The organism is Shewanella sp. QJM3NY_23, assembly GCF_056173105.1.
In genome coordinates, this window is the sequence record NZ_CM149657.1 from 613,784 (window position 1) to 632,858 (window position 19,075).

A 19,075-nucleotide genomic window follows, 5' to 3' on the forward strand; every position below is an offset into this window, starting at 1 on the left:
TTAATTTGCGCTATGTTGTTATAGGTTACTTGCTTCTAAAATAAGGTTATTGTTTGAAACCCTTTCCCCGTGCAGAGATCAGTGCCGCGGCGCTGAAATCGAATTTACGCCGATTACGCGAGCTCGCCCCCCACAGTAAGGTCATGGCGGTGGTTAAGGCTAATGGCTATGGTCATGGTTTACTGAATGTTGCTAACTGTCTATCGACCGCCGACGGTTTTGGCTTGGCAAGATTAGAAGAAGCGCTCGAGCTCAGGGCGGGTGGTGTTAGCGCTAAACTGCTGCTGTTAGAAGGCTTTTTTCGTCAAAGCGATCTGGATCTGCTCGTTACCCATGACATAGATACCGTGGTGCACCACGAGTTTCAAATCGAGATGCTCGAGCAGCAAACATTAGCCAAGCCGGTTACCGTATGGCTAAAAATTGATTCGGGTATGCACAGGCTTGGCTTTAATCTGGCCCAGTTCAACGCCATTTATGCCCGTTTAATGGCGTGCCCGCAAGTGGCCAAACCTATCCATTTGATGACCCACTTTGCCTGCGCCGATGAGCCTGATAATCCAGCGACGGCGAAGCAAGCCGAGCGTTTTAATGAGATGACTCAAGGCCTTCCTGGGTTTCGCACGCTAGCTAACTCTGCCGCAGCATTGTACTGGCAGCAAACACAGGCCGATTGGATCCGCCCAGGTATTGCGCTTTATGGTGTCTCACCCGTTGCCAATGACTTTGGCAGTAATCATGGTTTAGTGCCAGCCATGGAGTTGGTGTCGCAGCTCATTGCTGTTCGCGACCACAAGGCCGGCGATCCTGTGGGCTATGGCAGTTATTGGCATGCTAAGCAAGATACCCAATTAGGCGTGGTGGCGATTGGTTACGGTGACGGTTATCCGCGTAATGCCCCAGAGGGTACCCCAGTGTGGGTCAATGGCCGCTTAGTACCTATTGTTGGCAGAGTATCAATGGATATGCTTACGGTGGACTTAGGCATAGACGCCACTGATAAGGTTGGGGATGCAGTAATGTTGTGGGGCAAGGCGTTACCCGTTGAGGATGTTGCTGAGCATATTGGTACTATTGCCTACGAGTTAGTGACCAAGTTGACCCCGCGCGTTGCAGTGTGCATGGACTAACGACAAATGCCCATTAGCGGTGATTTCAATAACGATTAAGCACCTTAACGATCTAAGTCGTTAAGGTCTGTACTGTGTTAGCGCTCGAAACAGATTTCGATATAGGCGTTGCCGAATTCGCTACTAAAAGGCATAACGATTTTTTGCCCATCAGATTTATGGGCTATGGTGTGTGCTTTACCCGATACCACAACGGGGGTCGCCATCTCAAAGTCGTAGCCCTTTTCGCCTAACAGTTTTTTTGCTCCACCCGTCACCATGTTGGTTAATTCGCCGACCAGATCGGTGATCTCCTCGTTGATATTTTGCGGCTTTTCCCCCAGCATTTTATGCATGATCTCAAGAATCAATGGCGCTTCAAAGGTGATCGATAGCGATCCCTTTGTCTGCGGCCCAACCATGCCAATAAGCCCCGAAACGTCTCCCTTAGCGATATTATCTTGCTTTAAATTTGGCTTACCCGGCGTTAGCTTCATGCTCGCCATGGTCTCCAGCACATTGAGTAGCGAGGCTAAGAAGGGGTTAATAAAGTTAACATTCATGACGGACGAGGCCTTATTTTAACAAGGATGAATTCAAGGCTATAAGCTTAGGTGAATTTAGCGTTATAACACATTGTGGTTTGACCACCTTAGCATAGGCGTACCGATAACGAGCAAGGGCTTTATTAGGCTTACGCGATCGTTTGACGCTTTTATAGGCGGCATTTTAAGTTTGTCATTAATTTGTGTTTTATCTGTTGGGTAAACGTGTCAAATAGGCGCTGATAGTAGGGGCAAGTAGCAAGGAGAAGCGGGCGTGACATGTCTAGAAGATATCGCAGGCAAATTTGCCTGCTCTTTTTTACGTCTCAATTGACCGCAAACCTGTGCATTCTCTAGTGGTCGAGGTAAAATGCCCGGTCATGCCCTTTACTGTGGCTTGCTAAACTAGGGGATACCGTTTTTTATGTCGTTACATATCATGCCATCAGTCATCAATCGTACTTTCAGCATTGCGCCCATGCTGGATTGGACCGATAGGCATTACCGCTACTTTGCTCGCATCATGTCTGCTCAAGCTTTGCTGTATACCGAGATGGTGACAACGGGAGCGATTATCCATGGTAAGGGTGATTATTTAGCGTATAACGAAGAGGAGCACCCGCTTGCACTACAACTTGGGGGGTCGAATGCGGCTGACTTAGCTACCTGTGCCAAACTGGCTGAGCAGCGTGGTTATGATGAGATTAACCTCAATGTCGGTTGCCCGTCAGATAGAGTGCAAAATGGCCGTTTTGGTGCCTGCCTTATGGCCGAACCTAAGTTGGTGGCCGAATGTGTCGATGCTATGCGCAGTGTAGTGGATATTCCCGTTACGGTTAAAACCCGTATCGGTATCGATGAGTTAGACAGTTATGAATTTTTGACTGAGTTTATCGACACCGTTAGCACAGCAGGCTGTGACACTTTTATTATCCATGCCCGAAAAGCTTGGTTGCAAGGCTTGAGCCCAAAAGAAAATCGTGAGATCCCTGAGCTGGATTATCAGCGCGTTTACCGTTTAAAGCGCGATTATGCGGCGCTGAGTATTTCTATTAACGGTGGCGTAAAAACCTTAGATGAATGTGCTGAGCATCTTAAACATTTAGACGGTGTAATGGTGGGGCGTGAAGCCTATCAAAATCCTTATATATTGGCTGAAGTTGACCAGCGTTTATGTGGTAGCGAAAAGCCAGTGTTGAGCCGAGATGCCGTGCTAGAAAAGATGATCCCCTACATCGAAAAACACTTACAAGCGGGCGGGCGTTTAAATCATATCACTCGCCATATTACTGGGCTGTACCAAGGTGAAGTGGGCTCTCGGGCGTGGCGTCGTTATGTGAGCGAAAATGCCCACAAACCTGGCGCGGGCATCGAAGTGATCCATCAGGCTAGGGCCAGCATGGAGAGTGTGTAAATAAGTACTAGCCATGTTATTGGATAGCATCAGGGTTTAATTCATTTTTACCTTATTATGTCAGCGTAAGCCTTCACCTTTGGTGAAGGCTTTTTTGTTGCGCTCGGCGCTGATCTGGACGTTCGGCGTAAAGGGTAGTAAAAATGACCACTGCCTAGTGAAACTCGCTAACTCCTACCATTTCGCTTAATCCTTGTTTGTTATTAAGAACAATTACCGCGTTAGATTAATCGCTATTTTTCAGTTGCTTGCATTGTTTGTGCGCTGTTGGCATACAGTTTGTATTGTCTTGCTTATCACCATTAAAGAGCAAAGGATAAGACCATGAACAAGTTCACTAGAATGTCATTAGTCGCTGCCACATTTATCGGGATCAGTTTTTCTGCAACGGCAGAGGATTTTATACCTAATGAGATCAGTGCCACTTTGGAGCGCCAATTAGCGGCGCAAATGCAAGAGGCGATAGCTGTTGCTCAACAAGAATTAACATTGTCACTGCAAGCGCAGTTGTCGGAGTCGCTGCTTGATAGTGGCTTTGAGTCATCGAACCCGATAGAAGAGGCGGCAACGTTAGACCAACATGCAGTGATTGCCAGTGTGAGTCAAAAGGACTAAGCAGATGTATTTTTGGGAGCTGGCATTGATTTTATTATTACCTGTATTGGGTTTTGTTATCTGCGCGGCACTGGTGTGCACAGTAAGAAGCCTGACAGGCAGTTAACTGCTCAATACCTAAATAGGAGTCACCGATGAAGATTGATGATTTAACAGACACCCTAAAGCGGCCTAGTAGCTTGATTTGTGGGGTTGCGGCAACAATGGCCGATAAATTTGCTTGGTCGTGCCTGTGGACTCGCGTGGTGTGGGCGGTAGCAGTGGTAATGAATCCGGCCATGTTCTTACTGATTTATTTTGCGCTTGCACTGGTATTACCTAGGCGAAAATCGCCTTATTAGCCACATAGGCCGTGATTGATAGGTCATAGCAAGTGTTAAACCAGATGATAGTGATATTTATTGAGAGGATACGATGATGAAACTTAGATTAACTAGTACACAGAGCCCAGCCGCTCTTGCCGTGGAATTAGGCGTGGTCATTGTGATTAGCCTGCTTGTTTTTACCTTGGCACTTTAGATTAAGCTTTTAATATTAAGTGAGTTAGAACGTATTTTAATGTAAGCGTAATTGATGAGTGTGAGCATTTAACCTGATCGCTAATATCACAGTGACTCCTGATACAGGCCAAAATGGTTGATAGTAAGCCATGCGGTGGCAAACCGCACAGACAGTATCTTACCTTCAACAGGGCACAAAGAATTGCGCATAAAGCTCATCCAAAGCGCATTGTATGGTTTGGGTTATCTAATGACTGCATCGAAGTCGAGTGAGGTATTACCTAGTGATGTTGCCGGCTTAGTGCGACTAAACCGACGTTATGTCATGACTCGCTTATGCTGTTACTTATTCAAAAAAGCGGTAAATTGCGCCTTAGCTTCATCACTTTGCAGTCGCAGTGCGAACGCCTCTAACTCTTGTTGCATTTGCGAGCGCACTGCCTCGATATCGTATCGCATTAAGCGGCGGCTCGCCTGTAAGGCTTGAGGCGGTTTCTGTGCTAACTTAATCGCTTGGTTGAGCGCATGGTCAAATAGCTGCTCACTGGGTAATACCTGATTGACGATATTCATCGACAATGCTGACTCGGCATTAAAGCTTTCACCTAATAGCAGTAATTCGGCAGCTTTTTGCGGCCCCACTAAACGTGGCAATAATAGGCTGGCACCGGCTTCGGGAACCAAGGCTAAATTGACAAAGGGGAGTTGAAATTTAGCGCTATTATCGGCGTAAACTAAGTCGCAATGCAGTAGCAGTGTAGTGCCGATCCCCACCGCCGCTCCCGTCACCGCCGCAACAATGGGCTTATTGAGATCAAGCAGGGTAAAAAGAAACTTAAACGCAGGATGCTCTGGACCTAAGTTACTATTTTTTAAAAAGTCAGCGATATCATTACCTGAGGTGAAACAATCTGTTTGCCCTTTAATCAGAAAGGCATTAATTCCGTTGTCTGATTCCCCTTGGATAAGGTATTCTGTGAGCTGATTGTACATATCGAGATTAAGCGCATTGCGTTTTTCTGGGCGATTTAAGGTGATAATGCGAACGCCCTGCTCATCCTGAATTTGAATGGTACTCATTGGTCAAGATTCCTTATTGTGGCAAATGGGATTAAGAAGGAGTTTAAGACATTGAAACAGATTTTCAAACACGCGTTTAACTTTGTGTTGCTATCATGCACTTCATTCTCCGTTTTGGCAAATGTGATGCTAGTAGATGGCTATGTGAGAGCCATGCCTGCTAGTGTGCCCAATACGGCTGCCTATTTTACCCTGATGAATCATGGCCCTGAGATTAAACTAGTCGCAGTGGAAACCGATGTCGCTGAAGAGGCGCAGTTACACACACTGGTTGAAGAGGAAGGCGTGATTAAAATGCGTCAGCAGCCCTATTTTACCATTGCAGCGCATGGTAATTTGGCGTTGGCCCCATCGGGCGACCATGTGATGCTGCTAGGCTTAAAGCAGCCATTACAAATTGACCAGAAAGTTGATTTAACGCTTAAATTTGATGATGGTACCGAGCAGGACATTATCCTGAAGGTCACCAAGCAAGATGCGGCTAAGCAAGATGGTGAAATGGATCATCATCACCACCATTAATGGAGTAATCGTATGCAGATGACATGGAAAAAAGGTGGCCTAGTGGCCGCAATAGTGTTCCTAATTGGCTATTTTGTCAGTGTGTGGTGGAGCATCGAGCCTGATAGAATTGAACCGCACCAACTTAACAGTGCAACCGGCCAAAAAGTGGTGGGCTATGCGACCACAACGTCACTGATTTTGACGGTCGAGACACTGCTCGATAAGAGTGGTGGCTGGTTATCTAACGACATTATGCCGCCCTCGCTATTTATGGATAACATGCCGGCGTTTGAATTTGGTGCTATCGAGCAGGCACGCGATCTTGCCTTGATCATGCGCAAAGAGTTTAGTCGGTCACAATCTCAATCTACCGCCGATAACGATCTGTTAGCCGCCCATTCTAAGCTGAATATTGAGCACACCAGTTGGTTGGTTCCAAGTGCTGAAGGCGAATACCGTGACGCGGTTAAATTGCTCAAATTGTATCGTGCCCGTATTGCCGACACCAATAATCCCGATGCTCAGTTTTATGCCCGTGCCGATAACTTAAACGAATGGTTAAAAGAGGTGCAAAAGCGCCTAGGCAGTATGTCGCAGCGTTTGTCTGCTAGTGTGGGACAAGAGCGTCTCAATACCGATTTAGCCGGCGATACCGAAGCCAGCCAGTCGACCCCGAATCTAGCGCGTAAGCAGATAAAAACAGGTTGGTGGGAAATCGATGACGTCTTTTATGAAACTCGCGGCGCCACTTGGGCCTTGCTGAATTTTATGAAGGCTATCGAGGTCGATTTTGCCGATGTATTAAAGAAGAAAAACGCTGAAGTCAGCTTACAGCAGATCATTCGTGAGCTGGAAGAAACTCAGCAACCTGTGTGGAGTCCGATGATCCTTAATGGATCAGGGTTTGGCATAGTGGCTAATCACTCATTGGTGATGGCCAATTATATTTCCCGCGCAAATGCTGCGGTTATTGATCTCACTAACTTATTGACTCAAGGTTAAATGATGAAAAAAACACTACTTGCATGTGCTCTGCTTACTTCACTAGCAGCGACTTCTGCACAGGCCGCAACACTGGTTGGTTTTAAAGTGGGTGGCGATATTTGGCAAGCGGATACCAATGGTACTTTTGCACAAGGTGGTCAAACTCAACAAGATTTTGATTACGGCTCATCAACACAAGGTAGCCTTTGGGTCGCCGTTGAGCATCCGATCCCATTAGTACCTAATGTTAAAATTCGTGAAAATCGCTTAGATGCCGATGGTCAAGGCACATTGGTTGCGCCTTGGGCTTTTGGTGAACACACCTTTAACCCAGGTAGTATTTCGACCGCGACCAACTTAAGCAACACCGATTTTGTACTGTATTATGAGCTGCTCGATAACGATCTAGTCGCACTCGATTTAGGTGCTGCTTACAAGCGTATGCACGGTTCATATCGAGTTGCTGATGCTGGCCATCCTGAGCAAAAAGATCTTAGTAGCGGTGTTGTGATGGCGTACGCTAATGCCGAAGTAGGCTTGCCCGGTCTAGGTTTATATGGGTTTGCTGATGTGATGCTGGGCGTAGATGAAACTAGCGTATATGACTATTCTGTTGGTTTAGGCTGGCAGTTTGATGGGGTCGCACTCGATACTAAAATCCGTGTCGGTTATCGTGACTTTACTTTCGACGTTAATGGCTTCGATGGTATTACTGCTAACTCACAGTTCAAGGGCGCTTTTGCCGGTGTAGAACTGGTTTTCTAACGCTGTCATCTATCCTAGGGTTTGTATCCTGATTTGGTCAATGAGAGCCATAAAAAAAACCGCCTAATGGCGGTTTTTTTATGACTAATGGTTAGTCGAATTTACTGGCTGACAACAGGCGCGATTAAACCACTGTTAATCGCAATCACATCATCTTCATTCAGGGTTCCAGCCGCTTGTTTTAGCGCTAAAATGGAGTTGATGTAACCGTAACGGGCATTCGATAACTGACGTTTTGAATCGTATAAGTCACGGGTACGGTTTAGTACGTCAACAATAGTACGAGTCCCCACTTCAAAACCTGCTTGGGTTGCTTTAAGTGCACTCTCTGAAGAGATAACGGATTGCTCATAAGCACGGATCGAGCTGATAGAAGCACCGACGTTATTGAAGTTGTTACGCACATCTTTAACGACTTTACGGTACGTTTGCTCCATCTTTTCACTGGCTTCAACATACTGATATTGCGCTTGATTAACTTGTGAACTTACCCTGAAGCCTTCGAAAATGGGAACGCTTAAGGTCAGGCCAACATTGGCATTATCCACATCAGGCTGATTACCAATTTGGTTCTTTTGCTCAAGATTAGTGGTGTAACCTGCACTTAGGTTTAGCGATGGCATATGACCTGCTTTGTAAAGCGTGATGGTCTGCTGGGCAATATCTTTGCCGATGCGGGTCGCCATAAGATCAACACTGTTACTCTCGGCCATTTTTAACCATTCACCTGGTTTAGCAGGTGTTGGTGAGACTGCAGTGAAGCGATTAGTATCTAAGATATCGATTGATTTATGGTCGATACCGGTAATTTCGCGTAAGGCTTCGTAGCTGTTAATCAGCTGGTTTTCCGCTAAAATTTCTGAGGCACGGGCTAAGTCATACTGTGCTTGGGCTTCATGCACATCGGTAATAGCGGTAAGGCCTACCGCAAAACGTTGTTTTGTTTGCTCTAGTTGACGTTCAATCGCGCGTTTTTCTGCGCCTTTAAACTCGTAGTTATCTTTAGCCGATAAGACTTCAAAATAAGCACTCGTCACACGAATAATCAGGTTCTGCAGTACCGAAGCATAAGCAGCATCGGCCTGTGTGGCGGCAAGCTCCGCTAAATCCAGCCCAACCCATGCACTGTGATCGTAAACCACTTGCTTCAATGACACGCCGGCATTTAAGCCGCTGTTATAGATACTGTCGGACACATCTGACCAACTCTTGCCATAACCCACGCTGGCACTTAATGTCGGCAGCAAGGGGGCTCGATTTTCTTCGATCTGCTCGTAGAGTCTGTCGCGTTGAGATTGAGCCTGAAGCGCAATAGGATCACTGGTGAGAGCTTGTTGATAAATTTGTAATAGATCATCGGCGTGCACGGCTGAAGTTGTTGCCGTTAGCGTCAAAGCTGCACATAAGGTGCGGATCTTAAATTTCATTACCTGTCCTTTTTTAGACATAAATACTCCTTTGGGTGGAGCGATTTACTTAATAAAGTTAAGTGATGCTTTACAGCAAATCATTTGAGTAAAGCGGTTTGCGCTTCCCGACGCTTCCCGATACATCTAAACTTGTAAGATTAAGATACTAAGATATTAAGAAATTAACCAATTTTAAGTCAACTATGAAGTGTAACAGTTTTTGATTTTATGTCTGCAATTTTTGGGGGGTGACATGCTATATTTACCTACCCAGCAGCCCCAACCGCCATCAAGATAATTCAAAGGAAAGTGGATGAAGCAGAAATTTAGCCGCGATGATATCGAGATGCTGAGTCAACACACAGTATATCAAGGATTTTTTCGCGTTGACGAGTACCGTTTTAAGCATAGATTATTTGCTGGTGGTTGGAGCAAAGTAGTGACTCGAGAGGTGTTTGAGCGTGGCCACGCTGTGGTGGTTCTGCCCTATGATCCCGTTAGCGATAAAGTGGTGTTGATTGAGCAAATTCGGATTCCTGTTGTGGCGGATACCTCGACACCATGGTTGTTTGAGTTAGTGGCTGGCATGATTGAGCCTGGTGAGTCGCCAGAGCAAGTGGCACATCGAGAGCTACGAGAGGAAGCGGGTCTAGTGGCAAATAAAATGGTGCGGGTGTGTGACTACTTTGCTAGCCCAGGCGGCAGTAGTGAACGCTTTGACTTTTATTGGGCGAAGGTGGACGCGAGTCTAGCAAATGGTATTCATGGACTCAGTGAAGAGCATGAAGATATTAAGGTGCATGTCATGTCACGTGAAGCGGCGTACCAACTATTATGTGATGGGGTGATAAATAACGCCTCGACTATGATTGGCCTGCAATGGCTGCAATTAAATTACCAAAAATTAAGAGAAGGGCTGTGACAGTTTCGTTAAACAAGCGGCACAATAGCTACCAAGTGGACGTCAGTCGCTTTTTGGCTTTATGTAGCCGAAATTACTTTAATATATTGCGTTGGCTGCCAGCCTCTTGCGAGCAAGGGCTTTGTTGGCAAGTCGATGGTGATTTTGGCAGTTTAGACGTTAAGTTGCTCGAAAATACCCAATATACCCAATTGATTGAAATCTCCCGAGCTATCGACTCTGTGCAATTAATTGATACCCCTAAGGTTGTCGTTCGTGTTTATCATGATGCTAAATTAGCAGAAGTGTTAACTAGTCGACAGATTTATCGCTTAAGACCAGTATATGATTACCCAAATATACGTATGTATCATAGAGACGAAAAGTACCAGGTAAATGCTTTTCTTGAAGAGTTACTACAGATTGACAATCATGTCAGGATTATTTGTCAGTCGACATTTTAGGGTTTTAATGTGCTAAAAGAGGCTATCTCTTATTCTATTGGTGACGGTGAGAGCGTTAGACTGGTTCAAGTGACCGATCCGCACCTGTTTGCCGATCGCGAAGCTCAGCTTTTAGGCGTTAATACCGCAAATAGCTTAGATGCTGTACTTAATACCATAAAAGCGGTTGATTATCCGGCGCATTTGATGTTGGCGACGGGGGATATTAGTCAGGATTACTCGCACGAGTCTTATCATAATTTTGTGCGTGCAATTGCACCGCTTAATTTACCTTGCCATTATTTACCTGGTAATCATGACGATCCTCGGGTGATGCATCTGCATATGCAAGGGCCTCGAGTGTATGGCGAGCAACGCATTTTGGCGGGTAACTGGCAAATTATCATGTTGGACTCCACTGTTAGGGGAAAGCCCGGAGGCCATATGGCCGACACTCAGCTAGCCTTGATAGAGTCCGCGGTCGCAGCGCAGCCAGATAAACACACCTTGCTGGTGATGCACCACAATCCAATTTTGGTGGGCTGTCAGTGGCTAGATCAACACTGCATGGACAACGGCTCAGATTTTATTGCCAAGGTCGCTAAGCTACCTCAGGTTAAGGGATTATTGTGGGGCCATGTGCATCAAAGCCTAGATCAAACCTATCCGACAGAGCATGGCGCCATGCGTTTAATGGCAACACCTTCCACCTGTATCCAATTTAAACCTAAATCGCCTTATTTCGCTTTAGATGCACAGCAACCAGGATATCGATTACTGGAGCTGAAAAGTGATGGTGGTATATTGACCAGTGTTTACCGGGTACCTGGCAATAAGTTTTCTCCCGATCATGAGTCAAGTGGTTACTAACTTCTTCTCATACTAGCGCTGTATCAGGGTGATACTTGATTGGAGCTAAAGCTTTATTTGGTGAATTGCGCTGCCAATGTTAGCATCGTGGCACTTACTCTATCTGTCGGTACCTTTTGATTTGTTCGGTGTCGTTAGCATCGGTATCGCGAGTTAAATAATAGCAATAGTTATCGAGGAAATATGCTGCTCTATCTCCATGGCTTTAATAGCTCCCCTCAGTCAGACAAAGGACTGGCGACCGCTCGATATATTGCTAAGCATTTTCCACAACTCTCTTTTTTTCAACCGCAGTTACCCGCCACTCCCGCCGCCGCGATGACACTATTGATAGAAATTGTCGAACAAGCACTAGCTAAAGGGGAGTCGCTGCATTTTATTGGTTCATCATTGGGGGGCTACTTTGCCAGTTACCTCGCCGAAACCTACGGTGGTAGAGCGGTGCTTATTAATCCGGCCGTCACTCCTTACGCATTATTTGATGATTTTATCGGTCAACAGTACAATCCGTATACTGACGAAACGTATCAAATATTACCCGAGCATAAACAAGAGGTTGCGCTGTATGATACCGAGGTTATTCTAAATCCTGAGCGATTTCTTGTATTATTACAATCCGGTGACGAGGTGCTCGATTACCAACAAGCAGTGAATAAATACCATTGTTGTCAGCTGCTAATAGAGGCGGGTGGTGACCATAGTTTTATCGGCTATGAACAACAGTTGGATAGGATCTGCCAGTTCCTGTTTCTTAATAAATAGACATGTAGGGCCGCAATAAGGCCTGAATAACCATATGTGTGTGCCATGACAAATCAATACACCTCAGATGCAATTGAAGTACTTAATGGACTCGACCCTGTTAAGCGTAGACCCGGCATGTATACCGACACCACACGTCCGAATCATTTAGGACAAGAGGTGATCGATAACAGTGTGGATGAGGCGCTGGCAGGACACGCAACTAAAATTGACGTGATCCTTCATAAAGATAACTCGCTAGAAGTTATTGATGATGGTCGTGGTATGCCCGTTGATATCCATCCAGAAGAGGGGATTTCTGGGGTCGAATTGATCTTAACTAAGCTGCATGCTGGCGGTAAGTTTTCTAACGATAACTACCAGTTTTCCGGTGGCTTGCACGGGGTGGGCATCTCGGTGGTCAACGCCCTGTCAGATCGCGTTGAAATTAGCGTAAGACGTGGCGGCGAAGTCTATGAAATGGCGTTCGAGAATGGCGATAAGGTTGAAGACCTTAAGGTCACCGGCACCTGCGGCAGACGTAATACGGGCACCCGGGTGCATTTTTGGCCTACCGCCAGCTATTTTGATTCGGTTAATTTCTCTATCCCAAAACTGGTTTATTTACTGCGCGCCAAAGCGGTATTGTGCCCAGGGCTACGCATTAAATTCACCAATAAGCAAACTGGTGAAAGCGAAGAATGGTTTTATGAAAGTGGCTTAACCGATTATCTGCAAGCGTCGATTAATGGGGCTGAAACCTTACCCAAAGAGCCGTTTATTGGCACAATGACCGGCAATACCGAAGCGGTTGATTGGGCGATAACTTGGCTGCCAGAGGGCGGCGATTATCTTAATGAAAGCTATGTTAACCTTATTCCCACGCCGCTTGGCGGCACCCATGTCAACGGTTTTAGGCAAGGCTTACTCGACTCGATGCGCGAGTTTTGTGAGTTCCGTAATCTGATCCCGCGCGGTATCAAGCTCTCGCCCGAAGATATTTGGGACCGCAGTAGTTATATCTTGTCGATTAAGATGCAAGATCCTCAATTTGCAGGACAAACCAAAGAAAAACTCTCTAGCCGCCAGAGCGCCGCATTTGTTTCAGGTATTGTGCGTGATGCCTTTAGTTTATGGCTTAATACCCATACTGAGCAGGCCGAAGCCTTAGCCGATATGTGTATCAACAATGCGCAGAAACGGTTAAAAGCGGCTAAGAAAGTGGCGCGCAAAAAAGTCACATCGGGCCCAGCGTTACCCGGAAAGCTCACCGATTGTAGCGGCCAAGACCCTATGCGTGGCGAGCTGTTTTTGGTCGAGGGTGACTCGGCGGGTGGCAGTGCTAAACAGGCAAGAGACCGTGAGTTTCAAGCCATCATGCCTTTGCGCGGTAAGATTTTAAACACGTGGGAGGTGGATGCCTCGCAGGTATTGGCCTCGCAAGAGGTGCATGATATTTCGGTGGCAATAGGCTGCGATCCTGACAGTAGTGATATTTCAGAGCTGCGTTATGGCAAAATTTGTATTCTTGCCGATGCTGACTCCGACGGATTACATATCGCGACCTTGCTGTGCGCACTGTTTATGAAGCATTACAGAGTGTTAGTAGAGAAAGGCCATATCTATGTGGCGATGCCTCCGCTGTTTCGTATCGATGTGGGTAAAGAGGTCTTTTATGCCCTCGATGAGGCCGAAAAGCAGGGTATTTTAGACCGTATCACTGCCGAGAAAAAGAAAGGCAAAGTACAGGTGACTCGCTTCAAAGGTTTGGGTGAGATGAATCCGTTGCAACTGCGTGAAACCACAATGGATCCGAACACTCGTCGCTTGGTACAGTTAACCATTGATGAGGCCGATGATACGATGGCACTGATGGATATGTTGTTAGCGAAAAAACGCTCAGGTGATCGAAAAGCATGGCTAGAGACCAAAGGGGATATGGCTCAGTTATAACCTGAATAATGACTCAAAGATTGTATAGGTAGATGAACTTAAGATAATGAAAAATAAAACGATAACTACTTTATCTTTTAAGTTGTTTATAACTATGGTCGCCATGGTTATGGCAACAGGATCCAAGGCCGAACGGCAGTCAATTATGATCACCGTGGCTAAAGGTTTTGGGCTCTCTTTATATGCTGCAGATCTGGGTGATGCCAAGCAGATGGCAATGGGCGCTAATGGCACCTTATTTGTCGGCTCTTATAAGGCGGGCACTATTTATGCGCTGGTCGATGCTAATGCCGATGGCCGAGTCGATAAGCGCTATATTGTCGCCAAAGATCTGCATTACCCTGAGGCGATAGCTTTTCATGGTGGCGATCTCTACGTGGCTGAAAGTTCGCGTATTATTCGCTACGTGGATGTTGAAAACCGCTTACGTCGTCCTAATCGTGGTAAAGAGGTGTATAACCGCTTACCGGGCAAAACTAATAAGAGCCACCGTGCGATGCGTTTTGGGCCAGATGGTCGCTTATACGTTGCAATTGGTGCGCCCTGTAATGTGTGCGAAGCCCCGGCGCCGTTTGGCAGTATTATTGCTATCGATGTTAACACCGGCAGTAGCCAGCAGGTGGCGACAGGCTTGCGTAATGTGACCGGTTTTGATTGGGCGCCAGATGATAATAAATTGTGGTTTGCCGATATAGGTCGCGATTGGATGGGTGACCGATTGCCCCCCGATGAGATTAATCGCGTCGATACCGTTGGTAGTCATTATGGCTTTCCCTATATTCATGCTACTGACGTAGAGGAACCCGCTTATGAAAAACCTAAAGGGTTAAAAGTGACCCCGCCGGTATTTGAATTACCCGCTCACGTCGCGCCAATGGGATTGCAGTTTTATCGTGGTAAGCAGTTTCCGGCAAAATACCACGAACAGATGTTTGTTGCCGAAAATGGCTCGTGGAACCGGTCGAGTAAAATTGGCTATCAGGTCACTATGCTGACGCTTGCGGGCGATGAGATAGTAGATCGACAAACCGTGGTGAGCTTTCTAGATGGCGAATTCCCGGTCGCTAGACCCTATGCTCTGCTGTCAGCTCCCGATGGGGCTATCTATATTTCTGATGATTTTAAAGGCAATGTTTATCGACTGTTTTATAAAGATAACGGCGTCAATGAGAGTGAACCGAGTGAACAACAGGATCCAAACCAATGAGTGATGCGATAGATTTGAGCCTCGATGGTGTCGAGCAGATGCCCCTGAGGCGTTTTACAGAAGAAGCTTATCTCAATTACTCTATGTACGTCATCATGGACCGTGCATTACCGCATATCGGCGACGGATTAAAGCCAGTGCAGCGGCGTATTATTTACGCCATGAGTGAGCTGGGCTTATCGGCGCAGTCTAAGCATAAAAAATCGGCTCGTACCGTCGGTGACGTATTGGGTAAATACCACCCTCATGGTGATAGCGCCTGTTATGAAGCCATGGTATTGATGGCTCAGCCATTCTCATATCGTTATCCGCTGGTTGACGGTCAAGGTAACTGGGGGGCACCCGATGATCCTAAATCGTTTGCCGCCATGCGTTATACCGAGGCGCGTTTATCGAAATTCTCTGAAGTGTTGCTCACCGAGCTGGGTCATGGCACTGTCGATTGGGGGGTTAACTTCGACGGCACCATGAAAGAGCCGCTGGTATTACCAGCCCGTTTACCACATATTTTACTTAACGGTATTACCGGGATTGCGGTGGGGATGGCGACGGATGTACCGCCCCATAACGTGCGTGAATTAGTCGATGCTTGTATCGAATTATTGGATAACCCTAAGACCGAACTTGAACGCATTATGGAGTTGGTTCCAGGGCCTGATTATCCGACAGAAGCGGAAATTATCACGCCTAGAGCCGATATCGCTAAAATTTACAGTACTGGTCGTGGCTCGATTAAAGCGCGCGCCGTGTACACAATCGAAGCGGGCGAGATAGTGATCACCGCACTGCCGCACCAAGCCAGTAGCGGTAAGATTTTAGAGCAGATAGCCGCGCAGATGCAGGCCAAGAAGCTGCCGATGGTCGCCGACTTACGTGATGAGTCAGATCATGAAAGTCCTGTACGTATGGTGGTAGTGCCTCGCTCTAATCGCGTCGATTGCGATCAACTTATGGCGCACTTATTTGCCACTACCGATCTGGAAAAGAACTTTAGGGTCAACTTAAACGTGTTGGGACTCAACGGCCGTCCGCAGGTTAAAGGGCTTAAGCAGCTTCTTAGCGAGTGGTTAGAGTTTAGGATGAGCACCGTCAGACGCCGCCTAGAACACCGACTCGATAAGGTGCAGGCAAGATTACATATTCTTGATGCCTTGATGATAGCTTTCCTCAATATTGATGAAGTGATTGAGATCATCCGTTATCACGACGATGCGAAAACCGAGTTGATGTCGCGCTTTAGTTTGAGCGAAGATCAAGCCAATGCCATCTTAGATTTAAAACTGCGCCATTTAGCCAAACTAGAAGAAGTGAAGATTAAGGCGGAGCAGAGCGAACTCGAAGCCGAACGTGAAAAGCTCGAGCTACTGCTTGGCTCAGAGCGTCGCATGAAAACCTTAATCAAAAAAGAGCTTAAACAAGATGCTGAAACCTATGGCGACGATCGTCGTTCACCACTGGTCGAACGTCAAGAGTCTAAAGCCTTAAGCGAGCAAGAGTTAGTCCCAGTCGAAGCGGTGACTGTGGTCTTATCGGAAAAGGGCTGGGTACGTTGTGCCAAGGGCCATGATATCGACCCTACAACACTCTCTTATAAGGCGGGGGATGGTTTCCTCTGCGCCGCCTCAGGGCGCAGCAATCATGCCACCGTGTTTATTGGCAGTACCGGCAGGGCATTTGCCACCGATACCCACACCTTACCGTCGGCGCGTAGCCAGGGTGAGCCATTAACCACGCGCTTCCAATTGTCGCCAGGTGAAACCATTGAACATGCTTTGATGGGGGAAGATGGGCAATGCTTCTTGCTGGCTAGCGATGCCGGTTACGGTTTTATTGGTGACTACAAAGATATGGTGTCGCGTAATAAGGCGGGTAAAGCCCTATTAAGTTTGCCTGCGAATGCCAAAGTGCTGCAACCTAAACGGGTCGATAAGTCTCGTCGTGAGTCGATTTTAGCGATCACTAACGAAGGGCGGATGCTACTGTTTTCAGTAGATGCACTGCCACAACTGTCTAAAGGTAAAGGTAATAAAATCATCGGTATTCCGAGCGAGCGCGCTAAAAACCGTGAAGAGCTACTGATGCACTTGCACGTAGTGCCTGAAGACACTGCCGTCACCTTGTGGGCGGGTAAGCGTAAGTTGACCTTAAAACCTAGTGATCTTGAGCATTATCGTGGTGAACGTGGCCGCCGTGGCGCTAAATTACCGCGCGGTTTACAACGTGTCGATAAGGTGGAACTCGGTGCTGATGAGCCAGTACTTTAAGCCGTTTTAGGTTCTTAGTGCTTTAGGTCTTAGTTAGGTCTAAGTGCTTTAAGTCCTGAGTGAGATAGCAAATAGCGAGATAACAAAAAAGCTGCTTTAAGCAGCTTTTTTTGTTGGTCATTTTTATGTCTAATTTTTATATCTAAGGATTTGCACCATCACCTAACTCTGGAGCAAGCCTCTGGTATAAGCTTTGTTTGTGGGTCTGTCACAGTATGGCTGATGAGTCGATTAAGCCACTTCGTAGAAGTTAGGCGTGACATCTAATCTCGCTTGAATGATCTCGCTGGCCATGCGGGTGCATTTACCGCATTGACTGCCGACACCCAAGCGTTTTTTGAGATCGGCCCAAGAGGTATCTCCCTGATCAACAGCTTGTTTAATCTGAGTATCGGTAATGGCATGGCATAAACAAACGTACATACTATGGCTCTCTCTATAGTGATGCTTGAGAGTGTAAATGAAAACGATTCTCAATACTAATAACTTTAAGTTATAGCTAGTATTTATGCTGTAAGGTTCAGCTATTAAAAAACCAGAGGCGATGTTAGCGCGTTTTGATGGTCTGCTGGTTGGGCTTTGGCGCAAATATAATGGCTACAGGCGGATTTTCAATAGCAGATTGTTAATAACTGAGACTGAGTCGCTGTTCAATGTGGGGGCTATGGCTTAGGTGTTACGTGCGCCTTGCCAGCATTGAGCGCTCGTCAATGCAGCTAAGCTTAGCTGCCTAACTGAGCTATCTAATTGAGCTATCTAATTGAGCAGTGAGGTGCACCGCTTAGTATCACTTTTATATCAATAGCCGCGTTCAAAGTTGACTAAATGGCTGAGCGCTTGCCCCTTGATGAAGTGGTGATAGTTAGCGGCAAATATTTCCACCACTTGTTCAGGTCGGCTTGGAGCCGCGATATGTGGGGTGATGGTGGCATTGCTTAATGACCATATGGGATGGTTGGCGGGTAACGGCTCTTGATTGAACACATCTAAAATCGCTTGTTGCTTGGGTCGCTGTAGTAGTTGTTGATATAGCGCATCGAGATCGAGTACATCACCTCGCCCAAGATTAAATAAAATGGCTTCATCTTTAATCATACTGAGCATTTGGCTGTCTAAAATGCCTCGGGTATCTGGCGTACTAGGCAGGATCGCGGCAATGGCATCGGCCTGGGCAATATGGCTGGGCAGATTGGTGAGGGTATCGACCTTATCGAATCCAGTCGTTGGTTTGGCACCGCGGTTAATTCCGGTTACCTGCATGCCGAAATGTTTGGCTGTTTGGGCAATATGTTTGGCAATATTGCCTGTGCCTAAGAGTAATAACTTTTGCCCTTGCAAGGTTTTAAAGCTGCTAGGGCGCCATATTTTATCCGCCTGTTGTGACTGATACTGTTTATGTTGACGTTGATGAGCCAGCAAGTAGCCAAATAGATATTCACTCATTAAAGGGCCAAATATCCCTTTAATGTTAGTGAGTTGGTAATCGCGGCGTAGGCGAGGTTTGACTAAGGGGTCGACACCCGCATAGGTTGATTGCATCCAAATCAATTGCTGCGCATGACCCACCAGTGGCGCCGCTAATGGGGGCTCTGCCAACCAAATATTCGCGCTGAGAATACTGCTAGGATCATCGTCTAGTAGCGTCAGTTGTGGGAGATGACATGAGTCGAGCAGTTGGCGATATTTTTGGTTGTCACTGGTCAGCAGCAGCAGTTTATGTTCCATGGCAAGTCCCCATTATCATTGGCGTTGTCGCGTTAATTAGGCGGTC

19 protein-coding genes are annotated in these 19,075 nt (G+C 46.6%); 14 read left to right on the top strand and 5 right to left on the bottom strand.

Translation table 11 applies throughout. From position 1 onward, the window contains the following. Positions 1-53 precede the first annotated feature (53 nt). Entirely contained in the window at positions 54-1,130 is a 1,077-nt protein-coding gene (alr, locus tag AC0VXX_RS02870; protein WP_475515831.1) for an alanine racemase, read from the top strand. Between the two features lie 77 nt (positions 1,131-1,207). Here alr and AC0VXX_RS02875 read toward each other — a convergent pair whose 3' ends face one another. Then, on the bottom strand, positions 1,208-1,672 hold the full coding sequence (locus AC0VXX_RS02875; protein ID WP_110457155.1) for a chemotaxis protein CheX: 465 nt from the start codon (positions 1,670-1,672) through the stop codon (positions 1,208-1,210). Between the two features lie 406 nt (positions 1,673-2,078). Between AC0VXX_RS02875 and dusA the strand changes: the two genes are divergently transcribed. The 3 genes from dusA to AC0VXX_RS02890 all read left to right on the top strand — a co-directional run bounded on the left by dusA (position 2,079) and on the right by AC0VXX_RS02890 (position 4,024). Next, a complete protein-coding gene (gene dusA, locus AC0VXX_RS02880; RefSeq protein WP_475515832.1) occupies positions 2,079-3,068 on the top strand; it encodes a tRNA dihydrouridine(20/20a) synthase DusA in 990 nt (329 codons plus the stop codon). Between the two features lie 324 nt (positions 3,069-3,392). Further along, positions 3,393-3,683: a hypothetical protein gene (locus AC0VXX_RS02885; RefSeq protein WP_475515833.1), complete on the top strand. Its 291-nt coding sequence runs from the start codon at positions 3,393-3,395 to the stop codon at positions 3,681-3,683. A 134-nt stretch (positions 3,684-3,817) separates the two neighbouring features. Further along, positions 3,818-4,024, top strand: a complete 207-nt coding sequence (locus AC0VXX_RS02890; RefSeq protein ID WP_475515834.1) for a PspC domain-containing protein — start codon at positions 3,818-3,820, stop codon at positions 4,022-4,024. Positions 4,025-4,525: 501 nt separating this feature from the next. Here the strand turns inward: AC0VXX_RS02890 and AC0VXX_RS02895 are convergent. After that, a complete protein-coding gene (locus tag AC0VXX_RS02895) occupies positions 4,526-5,263 on the bottom strand; it encodes an enoyl-CoA hydratase (protein WP_475515835.1) in 738 nt (245 codons plus the stop codon). Between the two features lie 51 nt (positions 5,264-5,314). Between AC0VXX_RS02895 and AC0VXX_RS02900 the strand changes: the two genes are divergently transcribed. Genes AC0VXX_RS02900 through AC0VXX_RS02910 form a run of 3 tightly spaced genes read left to right on the top strand, consistent with a single transcriptional unit; the run spans position 5,315 to position 7,516 of the window. Continuing rightward, positions 5,315-5,785, top strand: coding sequence for a copper chaperone PCu(A)C (locus AC0VXX_RS02900; protein WP_475515836.1), 471 nt, complete (start codon positions 5,315-5,317; stop codon positions 5,783-5,785). Positions 5,786-5,797: 12 nt separating this feature from the next. Further along, the gene (locus AC0VXX_RS02905) at positions 5,798-6,769 is read left to right on the top strand and encodes a DUF2333 family protein (RefSeq protein ID WP_475515837.1); all 972 of its coding nucleotides are present in this window, start codon (positions 5,798-5,800) and stop codon (positions 6,767-6,769) included. A 3-nt stretch (positions 6,770-6,772) separates the two neighbouring features. Next, positions 6,773-7,516 (top strand): TIGR04219 family outer membrane beta-barrel protein, encoded by a 744-nt coding sequence (locus tag AC0VXX_RS02910; protein ID WP_475516921.1) that lies wholly within the window; start codon positions 6,773-6,775, stop codon positions 7,514-7,516. A gap of 101 nt (positions 7,517-7,617) precedes the next feature. On the opposite strand, the gene tolC is transcribed toward AC0VXX_RS02910, so the two are convergent. Then, positions 7,618-8,943, bottom strand: coding sequence for an outer membrane channel protein TolC (tolC, locus tag AC0VXX_RS02915; RefSeq protein ID WP_475516922.1), 1,326 nt, complete (start codon positions 8,941-8,943; stop codon positions 7,618-7,620). Between the two features lie 295 nt (positions 8,944-9,238). Here tolC and nudF point away from each other — a divergent pair, with 295 nt between their 5' ends. From nudF to parC, 7 genes are all read left to right on the top strand, one after another. After that, complete coding sequence (gene nudF / locus AC0VXX_RS02920) at positions 9,239-9,847, top strand: ADP-ribose diphosphatase (RefSeq protein WP_475515838.1); 609 nt, start codon at positions 9,239-9,241, stop codon at positions 9,845-9,847. Further along, entirely contained in the window at positions 9,805-10,290 is a 486-nt protein-coding gene (locus AC0VXX_RS02925) for a DUF1249 domain-containing protein (RefSeq protein ID WP_475515839.1), read from the top strand. The genes nudF and AC0VXX_RS02925 overlap by 43 nt, the downstream gene beginning before the upstream one ends. 9 nt (positions 10,291-10,299) lie before the next feature. Continuing rightward, a complete protein-coding gene (gene cpdA / locus AC0VXX_RS02930; protein ID WP_475515840.1) occupies positions 10,300-11,139 on the top strand; it encodes a 3',5'-cyclic-AMP phosphodiesterase in 840 nt (279 codons plus the stop codon). A gap of 183 nt (positions 11,140-11,322) precedes the next feature. Continuing rightward, positions 11,323-11,901: a YqiA/YcfP family alpha/beta fold hydrolase gene (locus AC0VXX_RS02935; RefSeq protein WP_475515841.1), complete on the top strand. Its 579-nt coding sequence runs from the start codon at positions 11,323-11,325 to the stop codon at positions 11,899-11,901. A gap of 45 nt (positions 11,902-11,946) precedes the next feature. Further along, complete coding sequence (parE, locus tag AC0VXX_RS02940) at positions 11,947-13,833, top strand: DNA topoisomerase IV subunit B (RefSeq protein WP_475515842.1); 1,887 nt, start codon at positions 11,947-11,949, stop codon at positions 13,831-13,833. Positions 13,834-13,936: 103 nt separating this feature from the next. Further along, positions 13,937-15,040 (top strand): PQQ-dependent sugar dehydrogenase, encoded by a 1,104-nt coding sequence (locus tag AC0VXX_RS02945; RefSeq protein WP_475516923.1) that lies wholly within the window; start codon positions 13,937-13,939, stop codon positions 15,038-15,040. Then, on the top strand, positions 15,037-17,304 hold the full coding sequence (gene parC / locus AC0VXX_RS02950; RefSeq protein WP_475515843.1) for a DNA topoisomerase IV subunit A: 2,268 nt from the start codon (positions 15,037-15,039) through the stop codon (positions 17,302-17,304). The genes AC0VXX_RS02945 and parC overlap by 4 nt, the downstream gene beginning before the upstream one ends. 231 nt (positions 17,305-17,535) lie before the next feature. Here parC and AC0VXX_RS02955 read toward each other — a convergent pair whose 3' ends face one another. After that, entirely contained in the window at positions 17,536-17,727 is a 192-nt protein-coding gene (locus AC0VXX_RS02955; RefSeq protein WP_475515844.1) for a bacterioferritin-associated ferredoxin, read from the bottom strand. A gap of 375 nt (positions 17,728-18,102) precedes the next feature. Further along, positions 18,103-19,029, bottom strand: coding sequence for a D-2-hydroxyacid dehydrogenase (locus AC0VXX_RS02960; protein ID WP_475515845.1), 927 nt, complete (start codon positions 19,027-19,029; stop codon positions 18,103-18,105). Between the last annotated feature and the right edge of the window lie 46 nt (positions 19,030-19,075).

Coding starts and splice junctions, on each gene's coding strand:
- AC0VXX_RS02890 (WP_475515834.1), top strand. CDS start 3,818: ATGAAGATTGATGATTTAACAGACACCCTAAAGCGGCCTAGTAGCTTG.
- AC0VXX_RS02905 (WP_475515837.1), top strand. CDS start 5,798: ATGCAGATGACATGGAAAAAAGGTGGCCTAGTGGCCGCAATAGTGTTC.
- nudF (WP_475515838.1), top strand. CDS start 9,239: ATGAAGCAGAAATTTAGCCGCGATGATATCGAGATGCTGAGTCAACAC.
- AC0VXX_RS02945 (WP_475516923.1), top strand. CDS start 13,937: ATGGTTATGGCAACAGGATCCAAGGCCGAACGGCAGTCAATTATGATC.
- AC0VXX_RS02925 (WP_475515839.1), top strand. CDS start 9,805: ATGGCTGCAATTAAATTACCAAAAATTAAGAGAAGGGCTGTGACAGTT.
- AC0VXX_RS02875 (WP_110457155.1), bottom strand. CDS start 1,672: ATGAATGTTAACTTTATTAACCCCTTCTTAGCCTCGCTACTCAATGTG.
- AC0VXX_RS02935 (WP_475515841.1), top strand. CDS start 11,323: ATGCTGCTCTATCTCCATGGCTTTAATAGCTCCCCTCAGTCAGACAAA.
- tolC (WP_475516922.1), bottom strand. CDS start 8,943: ATGAAATTTAAGATCCGCACCTTATGTGCAGCTTTGACGCTAACGGCA.
- dusA (WP_475515832.1), top strand. CDS start 2,079: ATGTCGTTACATATCATGCCATCAGTCATCAATCGTACTTTCAGCATT.
- AC0VXX_RS02910 (WP_475516921.1), top strand. CDS start 6,773: ATGAAAAAAACACTACTTGCATGTGCTCTGCTTACTTCACTAGCAGCG.
- AC0VXX_RS02955 (WP_475515844.1), bottom strand. CDS start 17,727: ATGTACGTTTGTTTATGCCATGCCATTACCGATACTCAGATTAAACAA.
- AC0VXX_RS02885 (WP_475515833.1), top strand. CDS start 3,393: ATGAACAAGTTCACTAGAATGTCATTAGTCGCTGCCACATTTATCGGG.
- AC0VXX_RS02960 (WP_475515845.1), bottom strand. CDS start 19,029: ATGGAACATAAACTGCTGCTGCTGACCAGTGACAACCAAAAATATCGC.
- parC (WP_475515843.1), top strand. CDS start 15,037: ATGAGTGATGCGATAGATTTGAGCCTCGATGGTGTCGAGCAGATGCCC.
- AC0VXX_RS02895 (WP_475515835.1), bottom strand. CDS start 5,263: ATGAGTACCATTCAAATTCAGGATGAGCAGGGCGTTCGCATTATCACC.
- parE (WP_475515842.1), top strand. CDS start 11,947: ATGACAAATCAATACACCTCAGATGCAATTGAAGTACTTAATGGACTC.